The organism is Sphaerochaeta pleomorpha str. Grapes (genome assembly GCF_000236685.1).
Classification (GTDB): domain Bacteria; phylum Spirochaetota; class Spirochaetia; order Sphaerochaetales; family Sphaerochaetaceae; genus Sphaerochaeta; species Sphaerochaeta pleomorpha.
The window spans coordinates 1458521-1474102 of the sequence record NC_016633.1 but is presented as its reverse complement, the minus strand read 5'-3'; the positions used below and the strand labels follow the sequence as shown (position 1 = coordinate 1474102).

General features: G+C 44.5%; 13 protein-coding genes. 5 read left to right on the top strand and 8 right to left on the bottom strand.

Going from position 1 to position 15582, the window contains the following annotated elements:
• Positions 1 to 77: 77 nt before the first annotated feature.
• Positions 78 to 677 (bottom strand): DUF6657 family protein, encoded by a 600-nt coding sequence (locus tag SPIGRAPES_RS06760; RefSeq protein ID WP_014270024.1) that lies wholly within the window; start codon positions 675 to 677, stop codon positions 78 to 80.
• 46 nt (positions 678 to 723) lie between these two features.
• Here SPIGRAPES_RS06760 and SPIGRAPES_RS06755 point away from each other — a divergent pair, with 46 nt between their 5' ends.
• From SPIGRAPES_RS06755 to SPIGRAPES_RS06745, 3 genes are read left to right on the top strand one after another with little or no spacing between them, the layout of a single operon-like run.
• Entirely contained in the window at positions 724 to 1416 is a 693-nt protein-coding gene (locus SPIGRAPES_RS06755; protein ID WP_245535478.1) for a trimeric intracellular cation channel family protein, read from the top strand.
• Between the two features lie 15 nt (positions 1417 to 1431).
• A complete protein-coding gene (locus SPIGRAPES_RS06750) occupies positions 1432 to 2616 on the top strand; it encodes an alanyl-tRNA editing protein (RefSeq protein ID WP_014270022.1) in 1185 nt (394 codons plus the stop codon).
• Positions 2613 to 3233, top strand: a complete 621-nt coding sequence (locus SPIGRAPES_RS06745) for a YqaA family protein (protein ID WP_014270021.1) — start codon at positions 2613 to 2615, stop codon at positions 3231 to 3233. The genes SPIGRAPES_RS06750 and SPIGRAPES_RS06745 overlap by 4 nt, the downstream gene beginning before the upstream one ends.
• A 13-nt stretch (positions 3234 to 3246) precedes the next feature.
• Here the strand turns inward: SPIGRAPES_RS06745 and SPIGRAPES_RS06740 are convergent, their stop codons facing one another.
• The 3 genes from SPIGRAPES_RS06740 to SPIGRAPES_RS06730 all read right to left on the bottom strand — a co-directional run bounded on the left by SPIGRAPES_RS06740 (position 3247) and on the right by SPIGRAPES_RS06730 (position 6673).
• Entirely contained in the window at positions 3247 to 3987 is a 741-nt protein-coding gene (locus SPIGRAPES_RS06740) for an SDR family oxidoreductase (RefSeq protein WP_014270020.1), read from the bottom strand.
• A 141-nt stretch (positions 3988 to 4128) separates the two neighbouring features.
• Positions 4129 to 5565: an adenylosuccinate lyase gene (gene purB / locus SPIGRAPES_RS06735; protein WP_245535477.1), complete on the bottom strand. Its 1437-nt coding sequence runs from the start codon at positions 5563 to 5565 to the stop codon at positions 4129 to 4131.
• A gap of 22 nt (positions 5566 to 5587) precedes the next feature.
• The gene (locus SPIGRAPES_RS06730) at positions 5588 to 6673 is read right to left on the bottom strand and encodes an extracellular solute-binding protein (RefSeq protein ID WP_014270018.1); all 1086 of its coding nucleotides are present in this window, start codon (positions 6671 to 6673) and stop codon (positions 5588 to 5590) included.
• An 806-nt stretch (positions 6674 to 7479) separates the two neighbouring features.
• On the opposite strand from SPIGRAPES_RS06730, the gene SPIGRAPES_RS06725 reads away from it, so the two are divergent.
• Both SPIGRAPES_RS06725 and SPIGRAPES_RS06720 read left to right on the top strand, forming a co-directional pair.
• On the top strand, positions 7480 to 9486 hold the full coding sequence (locus SPIGRAPES_RS06725; RefSeq protein WP_172635068.1) for a helix-turn-helix domain-containing protein: 2007 nt from the start codon (positions 7480 to 7482) through the stop codon (positions 9484 to 9486).
• Positions 9480 to 10499: an extracellular solute-binding protein gene (locus tag SPIGRAPES_RS06720; protein WP_014270016.1), complete on the top strand. Its 1020-nt coding sequence runs from the start codon at positions 9480 to 9482 to the stop codon at positions 10497 to 10499. Before SPIGRAPES_RS06725 ends, SPIGRAPES_RS06720 begins: the two co-directional genes overlap by 7 nt.
• Before the next feature lie 56 nt (positions 10500 to 10555).
• Here the strand turns inward: SPIGRAPES_RS06720 and SPIGRAPES_RS06715 are convergent, their stop codons facing one another.
• From SPIGRAPES_RS06715 to SPIGRAPES_RS06700, 4 genes are all read right to left on the bottom strand, one after another.
• Positions 10556 to 11632: an ABC transporter ATP-binding protein gene (locus tag SPIGRAPES_RS06715; protein WP_014270015.1), complete on the bottom strand. Its 1077-nt coding sequence runs from the start codon at positions 11630 to 11632 to the stop codon at positions 10556 to 10558.
• Positions 11633 to 11635: 3 nt separating this feature from the next.
• Positions 11636 to 13339 (bottom strand): ABC transporter permease, encoded by a 1704-nt coding sequence (locus SPIGRAPES_RS06710; RefSeq protein WP_014270014.1) that lies wholly within the window; start codon positions 13337 to 13339, stop codon positions 11636 to 11638.
• A complete protein-coding gene (locus SPIGRAPES_RS06705; RefSeq protein WP_014270013.1) occupies positions 13336 to 14439 on the bottom strand; it encodes an ABC transporter ATP-binding protein in 1104 nt (367 codons plus the stop codon). The genes SPIGRAPES_RS06710 and SPIGRAPES_RS06705 overlap by 4 nt, the downstream gene beginning before the upstream one ends.
• A gap of 64 nt (positions 14440 to 14503) precedes the next feature.
• Entirely contained in the window at positions 14504 to 15520 is a 1017-nt protein-coding gene (locus SPIGRAPES_RS06700; RefSeq protein ID WP_014270012.1) for an ABC transporter substrate-binding protein, read from the bottom strand.
• Between the last annotated feature and the right edge of the window lie 62 nt (positions 15521 to 15582).

Here is a 15582-nt window from a genome sequence, read left to right as displayed (position 1 = left end):
GCGATGTACATCGTGGCGGCTTTCAATCCTATTACTGGAAAAGCAAGGACTCCAATGGGAAATAGTTTTTTCCATTACTATTCGATATTGAGGATTCCCTTGATCTGGTTTTTGGCCTGCATGAGGATGTTGTTGTACTGGGTATCGAGCTGGGAAAGGTTTTTATCCAAAAGCTTCATGAATTCAGGGTCTTGTTCTGGACGGAGCATGAAATTCGGACCATATTGCTGGCGCAATTGTGCCTGCTTTTGTTCAAGCTGAGGTGCAAACTGCTGTTTCATTCGCTCGATCATATCTTCCTGGTTTTTGAAATACTGGGAAAAGAAAGCCTCAAGCTGCCCCATGAGGCTGGTTAGGTCTTCGTTTTCAGGGGCTATAATGTTTCCGAGTTCTGTAATTTTTGCAAAACTCTCCTGAAACTTTTCAGTTCTTGGCAACGTGAGATTTGCAAGCAAAGTCAGGGCCATGCCTTCCGTTACTGCTTTCTGTTCCTCTGCCGGGTAGGCTGAGAATTTCTCCAACGTCTCTTCTTTGGTGATATCGATATCCATGAGGAATGCGGCAGCTAGCTGGCGACCTTCCTTTACTTTCAAATCATGCTTGATTTTCTCTGGGTCTACCTGCAGCGTTTCTGTCTTTTCCAAAGCGAGTTCCCATGCTGATTTTATGAATGCCATCACGTTCTCCTTGCAACTTTACCTTAAGATACCCACATTAGCCTTCTTGGACAAGTCTGGTTTTGATGATACGCTTCTGTATATGGAAATGGAACAGACAATCATCTATGCATTCGATATTTTCGGGACACTCATCTTCGCAATAACCGGTGCGGTCAAAGGGGTGCGGTGCAAATTGGATATCCTCGGGGTAGTTGTGTTTGCCTGCACCGTAGGATGTGGGGGAGGCATGCTCCGCGACGTTCTCATCGGGGCAACACCCGTTGCCGCATTGACCAATAGTTCCTACATCATTGTATGTGTCCTGGTTGGTTTGGCGGTATTCTTTCTCGCCCCTACCTTCGTAGGAAGGTGGAGGACCATCCTCTTCTGCGATGCCCTTGGACTGGGGGTCTTTACCGCACTTGGTGTTGCCAAAGGCGCCATGTATGGCATCGGACCAGTCGGACAGCTTCTTTGTGGAGTGTTCTCAGCGGTCGGAGGTGGGGTCATACGGGATATTATGAGCAGGTCGGTGCCCTCGGTCCTCACCAGCGACTTCTATGCAACAGCCTCCCTTATCGGGGGTGTTATCTATCTGCTACTGGAACGAACCTCTCTCGGATTGTTAGGCAAGTTTCTGGCCTGTACGTTTTTGGTGCTGGCTATCAGGCTTATCGCCATCAAATTCAAGTTCCATCTGCCTGTGGCAGAGACTGCCCTGCCGGTCGACGATTACCTTACCATGCATCGCCCCTAAGAAAAGGATTTTCCCATGAACACCATCGCTACCTATTATGCACAACCCTATCTGAAAAGCCTCGAGGCAAAAGTGCTTGCCATCACCGAAGAAGGTGTGGTGCTGGATCGAACCATCTGTTATCCCGAAGGTGGGGGACAGAGCGGGGATAGGGGAAGTATTGGGGGATGTCCGCTTCTCGATACTATCAAGGACGAACAGAAACACATTTTCCACAAAGTCCAGGAGCCTACCTTTTCGGTTGGTGATACTGTTTCCATTGACCTTGACTGGGAACATCGCTACCATTATATGCAAATGCATACCGCACAGCATATTGCGAGCGGGATACTGTTTTCCCGCTTTGGGATCGGAACGGTAAGTGTACACCAAGGTGAAAAAGCCCTGACAATCGAAACCGACACCGCGAATATCGATGAGACACTCTGTTACCAGCTTGAGGATGCCGTGAACAAGGCTGTTGTTGAGGCTCATCCTGTTTCCTATGAAGTGCATACCCAAAAAGAGGCTGAGGCCTTGCCTTTGCGCCGCACAATAAAAGTGAAAGGCGACGGGATCCGGCTGGTGGTTATCGAAGGGATCGACACCATCGCCTGCGGGGGACTCCATACGGAAAATACCCGGGAAGTAGGGTTGTTCCAGTACACTGCACAGGAAAAAATCAGGGGGCATGTACGTCTGGTGTTTTCCGTTGGACAAAAAGCCCTTGAAGACATAAGGGAAAATCGCTCAGTGGTGATGAAACTCAGTGCGCTTTTCTCGGCTCCAAAAGAGAACCTGGCTGCAGTGGCAGAAGTTGCTTTACGTCAGGCTGTTCTGGATAAATCGCTGTTGCAGAGAAAAGGGCAACGACTTGCAGAGGTAATGCTTGAGGCCTTGGTAACAAAGGCAGAGAAAATAGAAGGTATTCCTGTGGTTCTCTGGAAAGTAATCGATGATCTTGATTTCAAACAGATAGCACAGGTGTTTGCCCTTTATCCAGATTTGGCTCTCTGTGCAGCAAAAGAAGAAGAAGGGAGACTGCTTTGGCTCGTAGGTCTCAGTGGAAAAGCTTCTTCCCTTTTCGATTTCCCCAAAGAACGTGCAGCGTTGCTTACTTCCTTCCAGGGGAAAGGGGGAGGACGCCCTCCCTTATGGCAAGGAATGGGAATGGGGGAGGCTGCAGACTTTCTTGATTCCTTTAGGAGACTTTTAGAATGAATGTTTTCAAGCGATTGAAAAAAATGTTTTCCAAAGAAAGCCTCATGCTTGAGGATGGTACCCTCGATTTCAAGCAGTTGCTTTTTAAAACGATTGTACTAACGGTCCTGTTCTTATCGATTATTTTCTTTATTATCCAAGTGACCAACCTACAAGCCTTCAATGAGTCAGCTCCAATACAGAAGTTTATTTCGGATTTTGGCATGAAAGGCGTTGCGCTCTTTGTCTATCTGGTAGATATGCTCATCCTGCCGCTTTCCCCTGATATGATGTGGCCTTTTGTGCTCAAGTGGAATCCCCTTACTGCCATTTTTGTGATGGGTGCAAGTTCTATGGCAGGTGCCTATTCAGCCTATTTGCTTGGCCGTTTGATAGGTTTGATTCCCTTTATCAAGCATTTGACACTCCGGTTGGCAGGGGGTGATTCAGAGAAAATCCTCAAAAAATACGGAATGTGGGCAATTGTCATCTCAGGGATGACCCCGCTTCCCTTCTCGACGATTTGCTGCATTGCAGGTATCGTCAAATTGAAACCGATCCCGGTTCTGCTAGCCTGCCAGATTCGATTTTTGAGAATGTCAATCTACTTTTTGATCTATGCCTCGATTCTCAGGTAGATAACGCTACCGGTTATTGGGGCTTGAACCCTCCATTACTGTAGATGAGCTGGCCATTTATCCACCCACCTTTTTCACTGCAAAGAAATGCAACGAGATTTGCACAGTCTTCAGGTCTTCCTATTCTGTTGAGAAATGTTGCATCCCGGATAAAGGCTTTGAGATCGTCTTGCATCCAGCCAGTATCAGTTGCGCCCGGGTTGATTACGTTGGCTGTGATTCCCTTTTTTCTGTTTTCTTCGGCTGCAGCCAATACAATACGGTCCATTGCACCCTTGCTTGCCCCATAGGGAAGATTGCCTGCAACATGGTCGCTTGTAATGGCTATAATTCTCCCTGTTCCGAATTCTGCGGAGAATTGGTTGCAGAAATCCCGTATCAACAGCCAGGTAGCTCTGGCGTTCACTTTGAAATGCATGTCAAAACTTTCCAGGGTTGTCGATTGGATATCACTGTCAACTGAGTGACAGTGGGAAAGGACCAGCGCGGTGACAGATCCCAAAGCCTCAATGGTCTTTTGTAGTAGTAAAGAGGCGGCCTTGTCATCTGAAAGGTCAACCTCAAGGGAAAAAGTGTGTGCCCCCAGTTCAGTAAGTTCCTGTATGAGGTTCTCGATATCCTTGCTGTTGCTTCCCCAACTCATGGTGGCGTCATAAGGTTTCCAGTACGTCAGTGCAATATCCCAGCCGGCTTTGGCCAAGGTCCTTGCAATCGACGCCCCTATCCCGATTTCTCTGCTGACTCCCGTTATCAATGCAACTGGTTTGATGTTCGTTCCTCCTTTGACCGTATGCGCCTCAAAGTACCCGGTGCAACCTACCTAGAAAAGAAACAACCAGGGAATGCGGGCCACCATTATTGGCTTGGTGATGGCTCGCTTTCCCTTTTGCACACGTTATTTGCCGATGGCTGCCTTGGCTTCATCAATGACCAGGCGTGTTCTTTTGGGCGCATCCCCGACATACCCTTCTGCATCCAACGAAGCAAGCACTTCGTCTTCTGTCATGAAACTGAGAACCACCGGGTCAGTCTTCAAAGAAGCGGCAAGGGGGTTGGGTCGTCCTTCTTGCACCTCACTCCAAGCCTTGAGGCTGTGATTGCGAATTAATTCATGCATCTCCTGCCGGTTTGCACCCTTTCTTCCCAACTCCATCATGAGCCGCTCGCTTGCTGCAAATAGCCCATAGGTATCGAGGTTTCTCTTGATTCCTGTTTCATGGATCTGCATTCCGCGAATTACTTTTGTAGCAGTCATGAGAATCTCATCGGTTGCAAGGAAGCACTCTGGAAGCACAAATCGCCGGTTTGCGCTGTCATCGAGGGTTCTTTCCAACAAAGTGGAGGCGGCATTCTGCCAGAGGACTTCGCTCTGGGAACTTACAAACCTGCATAGGCTGTCGATTTTCTCACTGTTGATGGGATTGCGCTTGAATGGCATTGCTGAGGATCCCACCTGTTTGGACCCGAACGGTTCGCTCCATTCGCCGATAGGGGGGCTCTGCAATATCCTGAAATCGATAAAAAACTTGTAGAGAGTACAGCAAAGGCCGCTGAGAGCGCTTACGATACGCCAGTCCTGCTTGCGGGGATACACCTGGGTTGCTGCGGTAAAGGCCTTAAGCCCGAGCTGGTCCATTACCTTTGCTTCCATCTCAAAGGGAGTGATACCGGTTCCTTTCAACAGCTCACAATAGCTGGCAGAGGTTCCTACTGCCCCTTTCATTCCTTTTCCCCTGATAGACCCATATACATCCTGTAAGGCTTTCAGATCTTCTACAAGATCCTGGGTTGTCTGGGCAAACCGATAGCCGACGGTTGTCGGTTCAGCTGGTTGGATGTGGGTAAAGGCCATGCAGGCTTTCTCGGCGTAGCTATCCATCTTTTCAATGAAGGCTTCCAACAGAATTTTTACATTCTTGAGGGTAAGGGCCATAGCTTCTTTGAGCCTCATGGCATCCATGTTATCCAGGATATCCATGCTTGTCGCCCCCAGGTGGATAATACTTCCCCCTTTTGGGCACTGCTCCGCATAGGTCTTGATCTCAGCCATGAGGTCATGGTGGATTTCTGCTTCGATTTCACTCGCGCGGTCGATGTCGATGTCATCTTTATGTGCGATTAATTCACGAAGTTGCTCTTCTGTGACAAGGTCTGCATCACGCTGTGCCGTAGCCAGCGCAATCCAGACCTGTCTGAGCAATTTTCGCTTGTGTTCTTCGCTATAGATGGAACGCATTGCATCGCTTCCATACCGCCAGGTAAACGTAGAGATGTACGTGTCGTGGGTATAACCGGTCATAAATGCCTCGCTTACCCAGACTTTACCTTGCAATGCGGGAAAGGGTCAATGCAATCTAGTCAACGTAACGGATGGTCTCCCAAATCTTGTTATAGGTTTCCAGATTGGCCCCAAGGTCATTTTTCAGCTCGTAGTTCTTCAACATATCGACCGTGTAGAACGGTGTCGTGGTGGTAAACTTCTCAGCTTCGGTATTGACAGAGGAAGGGAAGTGGAAACGATCAAGGAACTGTGCATAGTTTTCCGGTTTGTGAATGAAGTTTATGAATTCCAGGGCTAGATCGTAGTTACGTGCTCCCTTGGGAATACACATGGAGTCGATATACATGGGTCCTCCGTTCTCGGGGAGGAAGAAATCGACATTGGACCACTTGTCCTCAGGCAGTTCCTCGAAAATCCCTTCTGCGTAGCCTTGGGCAACCCAGTATTCACCGGATGCAAAGGATTTGGCAAAACCTTCGGCGTCAAACTTTACGAGATTGGGCTTCCATTTGTCAGTGACCAGTCTCCGGGCCTCTTCAAGCTGTGCCTGATCAGTAGTGTTGACCGAGTAGCCAAGGTACTTGAGGGCGTCACCCATTACTTCGCGCATATCATCCATCATGACCATGCGCCCTGCAAGCTTTGTGTCGCCGAAGATGTTCCAGGTGCGTTCATAGTCCTTGACCATTGTCTTGTTCACGGCAACACCGGCAGCACCCATGAAATAGGGGACCGAGTAATCCATGGCATGGTCATAGGTTGCTTTCTCGAGAGCCATTGGTGAGATGTACTGGAGATTCGGCATCTTGCTTCTGTCCATTTTCTCAAGCATGCCAAGGTTCATCATAATGGAAACGTAGTCGCCTGAGGGGAAAATGATGTCATAGCCGGCTTCACCGCTTGCCATGAGTTTGGCAAACATTTCCTCATTGGATGCAAAATAATCGAGTACTACATCGACATCATATTCCTTCTCGAACGCTTCGATTACGGAATCAGGGGTGTAGTACGACCAGTTGTAGATATACAACTTGCGGCTTCCGTTGGCACTTTTACCGCTTTGGGAAGCGGAATCCTTACTGCAACCGAAGAGGAAGAGCACGGCCAAGGTAGCCGCCACGATAGCAACGAAATGAAGTTTTCTGGTAGGTTTGCCCATAGCAAAACCTCCTAGTCCTGTGATTTCTGCCCGTCCAGGTCAACATACGCCATACCCTGGATCGGTGGATAGAAATGAACCTTGGAACCAAGGTTGAAACGTGGGTTATCAGGCTGGGATGGAAAGGAGAATATACGATTCAGACAATTTGTTGGACATAGCGTTTCTCCTTGTGGATAGAAATTTGGTAGCCCCATAATTGGGTATTTCACCCCCCGAGTCAATAACTTGGCGGCAAAAAAGATAAAAAAAATTTATTAATTTGAATAACTGTGTTTAAATATATATAAAGTAAATAAATATATATTTATTTTTCCCTGATTAATTTTCATTCTGATAGAAAATATATCAGCTATCCAGGAGGAGCCAAGGGAGCCCGGTTGTGCCTGCCGCCCAAAGGCCCTGCTAGGGGGGATTCAAGTTCTGTTGCAAGCTATAGTTCCCTATTTTTCTATCAGTTCGACAATGTTAAGCCTTCAAATAATAGAGGGATTTTTGCCTTGAGAGCACATTTTGTTGAATCCTCTAAAAAGCGAGCAATAATTCAGACAACCATCAAAAGAAAACACCCTTCGATGGATATAAGAAAAATATACGCATTGAGGCTAAAAAAGGTGTATCATGAAATGCTTTTTTGGGGTGGGGGATGGCACGTGTTTGTTAAAAAATCTGATCAGTCGATAAGGTTTACATGGGTTGGCTTTGCCATCCCTATTATTCTTTTAAGCTTGCTGTTGTTGTTCGTCCTTTATCAACAATTTGAACGAATTTCTCTTAATATACTAGAACGGACCAATAAAGATGTTTTGTCCCAAAGCGATTCAATTGTCAACTATATCAATGATGTAGTATATATCAGTGCGATGCAGACATTCTATGATGAAAAGGTTTCTGTATTGCGAACCTCCACAAAGCTTTCAAACAGTGAAAAAATTGAAGGCGTACGGAATCTGGATTCCTATGGAGGATATAGCTCTTCTGTCTATTCCGTGTATATCTATAATGCAAAATCAGAATATTTTTATACTACAAGCAATATGCCTGAAGGTGCATCCATAGATTTTTTCGATCAGGGGGCTGTCTCCCTTCTGGAACAAATAAATCCGAAAAATCGGATGAAACCTGTATTTCGTTTCATTCCGAAACCCTATGCTCGAGGATTGGAACCGGTATATACCTATATTCTTTTCGAAGAAGACCTGAATGACTCCTATGACAATGCAATGATAATCAATGTCCATGCCGATTGGCTTGATACTGTCCTTACAAGTTTTCTTGGTAAGATGGAAGTTCTCTTGCTCAATGACCAAGATAGAGTAATTGGAAAAACCTATGCCATAGATGCTCAATCCCAACAGGAAATTGAGTCTTTGATTCGTATGAGGAGTAGTGATTCCGGTCGATTTGACGTAAAAAATGGTAACCAGACTGAACTCTATCTTTACAGTACTTTTGGTGATACCGATTGGTGTTTTGTGCGGCATCTTTCACGAAATGAATTACTCCGTGAACTCAATGAGATGGAAGCAAATACCTATATGGCAATATTTACAGCGTTGTTGCTTGTTTCCTTGTTAGGTCTTTTTACTGCCCTCAGGTTTTTCCATCCTTTACAACGTGTCGATAGAGCATTACGGAAAAGCCATTTGTCACAGGAAACTCTTTCGGTCGAAGATTATGTTGACAAGTTAGTTATTTCTTCAAATTCAGCAAAAATTGTTGAAAAAGGATATGAGCGGCATTTGAGAGCCGAATATCTGAGAGATTTGCTTACTAGAAATTGCAATGACCTGGAAATCCTGCAGGTAGAATTCCTAACCTATTCCGTGCCCTTCGCCCTGGACGTTCCTTTTGCTTTAGTCCTTTTTTCAAAGGACGGGGAAGCTTTGTTTGAGGATGCTTCTTCTATAGCCTTTACGGCTATTGCGGTTCACCATAAGGACTGCTTGGTCTGTTTTATCCAAGGAGTCCTTGATGAATCCAAAATACAAAATCTATGCGAACAGTATCAGTGTTGTAGTTCGGTAGGTAATCCCCTATCTTGGGATTCTGATATCAGAAACAGTTATGAGCGAGTACTTGAGTGTATGTCTTACTCGATGTTTGAGGAATGTCGCCAGTTGGTCTATCATGAAAAGATGCTGGATGAAAAAGTGCTCCAATTGCCTAGGCAACAGAATTATGAAACGCAGATACTTACTTGCCTTTCACAATCCAGAGCTGTCCAGGCCTATACTTTTTATCTCCAATTCAGGCAAGAATTGATTATGTGCAGATTGACGTATATTCGTTTTTCCCTCAAACGGCTTTATCTTGCTACCTTGGCTCCTTCCAGACAATTAGATAATTCAGTCTTTGAAGAATTTGATCAAGCGGTCTGGACTTATCGTGATTTTTCAATAATCGATGAAATTTTCAGAGAGTCTTTTGCTATTCATGCCGAGTATATACTGCAATCAAAGGAAGGAAGGTTGGGTAACATTATACAGCATATAAACCAGATTATTGAGCGGGATTATCAGGATTTGGACCTAGGCGTACAGAAAATTGCAGATGAATTGTCATTTTCCCCGGTCTACCTAGGGAAATTGTTTCGGCAACAAACAGGGGGATCGATTGCTGATAAAATCAATGATATCCGTTTGGAAAAGGCAAAACAGCTTTTATTGGCGGATAATAGCTTGACTATAAAGGAGATATCTTTTTGTTCAGGTTTCCCAAATAGTAAATATTTTTTTACCTTATTTAGGAAGGCTACCAACATGACTCCAAGCCAATGGAAGAAAGACCATGCTAAGGATGTTATATGTTAAAACGAAAATATAGGATTATCATTGCTTTGTCGTTTTCGTTTCTTCTTATTCTCTCGATCTCAATTTTTCTGATTTGGTTTTTATTGGGTACAAAGAATCTTCCAGTTTCAGCTGGGAGTGAAAAGCGAAAAGTTGTTCTCTATACCTCAATGCAAGAGAATCAGCTTGATTTGATCAAGAGGGAATTTGAAGACACTTTCCCCGATATTGAGCTGAGCTATTTCCATGCAGGGTCAGGTAAAATCTTTACAAAAATCTCGGCAGAGATGCAGAGTGACAGCCTTGAAGCTGATTTGCTTTGGATTGCTGACCCGCTTTCCTATGATAGGCTGATTGAAGAACATATGATTGAACCCTATAAGAGTATTTATTGCGAGGATATTCCCCTACAATTTAAGGATATGCAGTATTTGCTTACTCCAACTCGATTGCTTGTCATGGTTTTTGCCTATAATACACATTTGCTTGAGAAAAGCGCCATTCCCCAATCGTGGGCAGAGCTTCCAGGGTTTAAGGGTCTGATACTCAGCGATCCTGTTAGTTCTGGTTCAAGCCTGACTTCATTGAAAATGCTTGTAGAGAACCCGGAATTTGGATGGTCTTATCTGGAGAAACTGAAACAAGGGGGAACTCAACTTTGTAGTGGAAGTGGGGCAACAGCTTACCAGGTGGGTGAGGGCAAGGCTTTGTTAGCGGTTATACCCGATAATGTAGCTTTGATGGCCAAACAACTCGGGCAAAGCATTGACTTTGTATATCCACAGGACACGACTATTGCCTGGGCAAGTCCAATAGCACTTCTTGCCAAAGGAAATCACAAGAAGGAAGCGAAAATATTTATAGATTTCATGCTAAGTGATGAAGGACAAAGAATCCTTTACTCTGCAGGTGTTTCTCCCATCAGAGGTCCCCTTGCCCCCAAGATACCCCTGCAAGAGACTGTTACAAAAGAATCCGAAATATCCAAGAATGAGTTTATGATACATTTCGACAATATTTTCCTAACAAAGTAGATGATGCACAACCAAAAATTGGCCTCCAGGGTTCCCTGGAGACCATTTTATTGCTGTTAGGTTTTAGATGTCGTCTCTTCACTGTGATCGTACCATAAAATTCGATTGAATTTTATATGACATGTTTCCCCAGCCTTTGCAATGGCTTCTCGTCTGGTCTTCTGGACCCTAATCTCGGTATTACCAATTTTTAACAGGTAATCGACAACATCTCCAAGATAGGTTCTTCTGAGTACAAAAGCTGTTATACCGGTCGAGGCAAAGTCAATTTCCCCTGGTCGGCATGCTATATCGTAGGTAAGTGCAGGATTTAAAGTATTTGGAAGTTCAACCTGTAACGCACCATTCTCCATAGCTCCTTCGATAAACACTTTTCGATCTTTTACCATTACAGGAATGAAATCTGAAAGTCCTATGAAACTAAAAACAAATTTATTGGCAGGATTGTTGTAGATTTCAAGGGGGTTGTCAATTTGTTGTACCACCCCTTCTTTCATAACAAGCATGCGGTCACTTAAGGCCATGGCTTCGCTTTGGTCATGGGTTACATAAATTACGGTAAAGCCGAATTTCGTTTGCAGTTCTTTGATTTCAAATCGCATCTCCTCACGTAAGTGAGGGTCAAGGTTGGACAAGGGTTCATCGAGCAGCATGACCTTAGGGTTTATAGCTACAGCCCTAGCCAAGGCTATTCGTTGCTGTTGCCCGCCGGAAAGTTTTCCTGGGAAAAGCTGGGCTTCCTTGGTGAGACTGGTAGCTTTTAAAGCCAACTCTGTTCTGGACTGAATCTCGCTTCTTGATAATTTTTTAATCTGGAGTGGAAACGCAACATTATCATAGACTGTCATATGGGGCCATACAGCAAACGCTTGGAACACCATACCGAAATTACGTTTTTCCGGAGCAAGGTAGAAATGTTTATAACTTGAGGAAAATAGTTTCCCATCGCAGTACAATTCCCCCTCATCGAGGTTTTCAAATCCGGCAATCATTCTCAATGTGGTTGTTTTCCCGCAACCTGAGGGTCCGAGGAATGAGAAGCATTCCCCTTGTTCGATTTCCAGATTGAGTTTATTGACAGCTTTGACCGAGCCAAATAACTTCGTAACATTTATAAGGTTTAATGCTGGCATGTCCTAGCTCCTTGCTGTTTTGTCAAAGCGGGCGAGTACCCCTTTGATGACTGTTTCGCCAAAGAAAATGATAATCAGTGCGATACCTGCCAATGCGGCAGCCCTAACTGTTTCTCCGTCTTCATTCAATGCATAGATGGCTACACCAATTGTTCTCGTGTTTGGCCCATAGAGTAGGACTGAAGTAGTCAACTCTCTCAAAGCAGGAAGGAAAATCAAGAAAAATGCATTGATCATGCCTGGTCGGATTAATGGGATTACAATATTTGTCAATGTCTGCCAGTGAGTTGCCCCACAACTTCTGGATGCTTCCTCAAGAGAGTCAGAAACCTGCTCCAATGCAGCTGAGTTTGATTTGATTGAAAAAGCCATGTAACGTGCAATGTAGGCAACAAAGATAATTCCGGCGGTATTATAGAGATTGATACCGAATTTGCCAGACCATGTCAGGATACATCCAAGGGCAATGACAGTTCCAGGAAGGGAATAGGGAAGAACCCCTAGGAATTCCAGAATGAACTTACCCTTCACTTTCATTTTAACAATAACATAGCTTATCATTACACCTGCAAGCATCGTAACGAATGCGGTTAAGGTGGAAAGATACAGGGAGTTCCAAATAGCACTCCTAGTCATTCTCAGTTTAAAGATTTCTTCATAATTCAGGAAAGTCATATTTTTGGGAACGAATGGCAATCCATAGGTTTTCAGTCCTCCGATCAGGAAGATTGTGACTGTGGGGAGCACTACGGTTATCAAAAGGTAAAGCACACAGAAAGCAAACAAAGGCCATCGGGCTCCACGCAGTTTCATGACCGTTGGGCGCATGCTTTTCCCTGCAATGATTTGAAAGCGACCTTTCTTCAATACTATATTCTGAGCTTTTAGGATAAGCGTCGCAGTAATAACCAACACGGTGGAAAGAATGGTTCCTGTCCTGATAGCTTCATAGGATCCACCTGAAGCATAGATCCTTTCATAAATCTTGGTAGGTATATTGTAAATTCCCCGCTCCGTGCCTAAGATTGCCGGTACGCCAAAATGCGCGAGGGAATACAAGAATACCAAGAGTGCACCAGCAACGATTGAAGGTAAAACCAAAGGTAATGTTATTTTTCGGGTTATTGTACCAAGGGATGCCCCGCTGATACGGGCACTTTCCTCAAGGGTTGGGTCCATTCTCTCCAATGCCCCTGATACTTGCAGGAACACAAACGGGAACAAGTACATTGTCTCGATTGCTATAATGCCTCCGAGCGTCATGATATTTATCGGTGCTTTATCAAGTCCAAAAATAATCATGAGTATTTTATTGACATAGCCTGAACGGGGCGATAACAAAACTTTCCAAGCCATCGCGCAGATGAATGAAGGAAGCATAAATGGGACAAGGAACATTGCCTTCAGTCCCTTTTTCCCTGGTATATCTGTCCTTGCTATTAGCCATGCAAAAAACACTCCGATTATCGTTGAAAGCAGGGTAACCCCAGTTGCTATAACCAGAGAGTTTCGCAAAGCTTCATAGGTATCTTTTTGGGAAAGTACTTCTATGACACCTGAGAGGTTGAAGTGCCCCTGCTTGATGAAAGCCGTGAGGAAAATCATCAATACAGGTACGGCAACAATAATTACGAGGACCAGTATTGAAAAGAGCAGAACAGCCTCTGCGATCCCAAATTTTTTCTTAATTTTGATTGTTTTGTTCATTTTTGGGCCTCCAAGATTGAAGAATCTTCCTTAAACCAGTGAATTTCCTCAAAGACTGCCTTGCAGTCATCCCCGGGGTTGAAAATAAGGTTGTTGCGAATAGCTTCCTCTGTCTGGGCTTCAACACGGAAAGATACTTGTCCAATGTCTATATGATAATCGACAATATTTCCGAGCAATGTACAACGAGTTATTTTTACATCAAAACCTTCCCCTTCTCGTGCCAGTCTTACATCCATAGGCCGAAATCCTGCGATGAAACTTGATTCCTTTGCAAGGTCTTTATGTTCATCGTCCAAGGGAACAAAAGGTTTTTCCCCTTTTTTCAACAATGTTATACCCTCTTTTTGGATGCATTGGAGGCAGTTGGCAATTCCAAGGAATTTGAAACCAAACAACGTATTAGGTTTTTCATAGACGGTCTCTGGACCTGCAATCTGTGCAAAATCGCCATCGGGAGTCATAAGTGCTATCTGATCACTTATTGCAAGGGCTACTTCCTGGTCATGGGTGACATACAGGACAGTGCTTCCTGTCTTTCGTTGGATTTCCTTGATTTCAAAACGCATCTCTTCGCGAAGATTGGCATCAAGATTGGTAAGGGGTTCATCAAGCAAGAGAATATCAGTGTTGTCAACCAAGGCTCGGGCCAGAGCAACACGCTGCTGTTGACCCCCTGAAAGTTGATAAGGCAAACGGTCTTCATAACCGGTAAGGTTGACCATATCGATTGCATTTTTCACCATTGCATTTCGTTTTTCTTTGTCTACATTATGCATCTCAAGCGGGTAGAGTACATTTTGTTTTACTGTCTTGTGGGGCCAAACCGCATAGTCTTGGAACACAACCCCAAGATGCCTTTCCTCAGGGGCTTTACAGAGACCTTTTGCAGGATTAGCAACTATTTCATCACCAATAATTATTTGGCCGGAATCAGGTATTTCAAAACCGGCAATTAATCTAAGGATAACCGTTTTTCCACATCCGGAAGGTCCAAGAATGGTAAAACATTCCCCGCTTTTAATGGTAAAGCTCAAATTACTAAGTACTTGCTTGCCTTCAAAAGCTTTTGATACATTTTTGAATATGATGTCTGCCATTGTTTCCTCATTACACATCAGGAATCTGGAAGGATTCCAGATTCCTGAAAGTTGTCTAAATTTCTTATTTGTTCTGGATAATTGCCGTAAACTTGTCGATATAGGCAGCTTTGTTGGTCCCGAGAGCAGCATAATCAAGGCTCATTGCCCTTGCTTTTGCTGCTGCTGGATCGATAAGACCAAGGTCGGTCCGTACTGCTACATCTTCACGAACAGGAAGGGTATAGGAGCTGGCAATAATTTTTTGACCTTCAGGAGATAATAGGAAATCTACGAACAACTTTGCGGCATTGTCGTTTTTGGTGTTTGCCATAATAGCAACAGGACTTGGAACAACCAGCATCTTGTCCGTATAGGCAAAACCAAGAGTCGCTCCCTTGACGATTTTGTCGATGGTAATGTAATCGACTCCGATACAGGCTGCTACATCGCCTGCCGCGGTATCATCAACAACTTGTCCAGACCCTTGGCCCATTCGGGTTCCGTTGTCAGCAAGCTTTTGGATGAAATCCCAACCCAGGTTTTCAACAATCATTCCGACCGAAACCATGGAAGTCCCTGAAAGAGCAGGGTTTGCAATTGCAAAATTGTCCTTATATTCTGATTTTAGAAGATCATCCCAGGTTTTTGGTGGGGTTTTGATTAAGTTGGTGTTATATGCAATACCAAGGGTTCCCAGGCGGGCTGCAGTGAAATACCCGTCAGGATCATCAATGGTAGAAACAACTTCTTTTGATTCAGGACTCTTGTACGACAACAGAACGCCCTCATTTTTCAATCCAATGAAATCAGGGACTTCACTTGTCCATAGAACATCGCAGGCTACCGATCCGGCTTGTCGTTCTGTGGCAATTTTTGCCATCAGTTTACCTGCCCCGGCACTGTAGTAATCGAAACTGATGTTAGGGTATTTTTGGAGAAAAGCGTCACGAATCCCACCAATGAGGTTTTCTTTCATTGATGTATATACCATCAGTTCAAGTTTCTCTTCTCCTTTTGGAGAAGTCTCCTTGCTTCCGTTTGCAAAGAGCATTGGAACAGTCAACACGAGAACCATTAAAGCAATAAGAACCTTTTTCATTTTGGTTCCTCCCTTGTAATTTGTGAGTATCATCCTAGGGGTTGTTTTTTAAACTGTCAAAT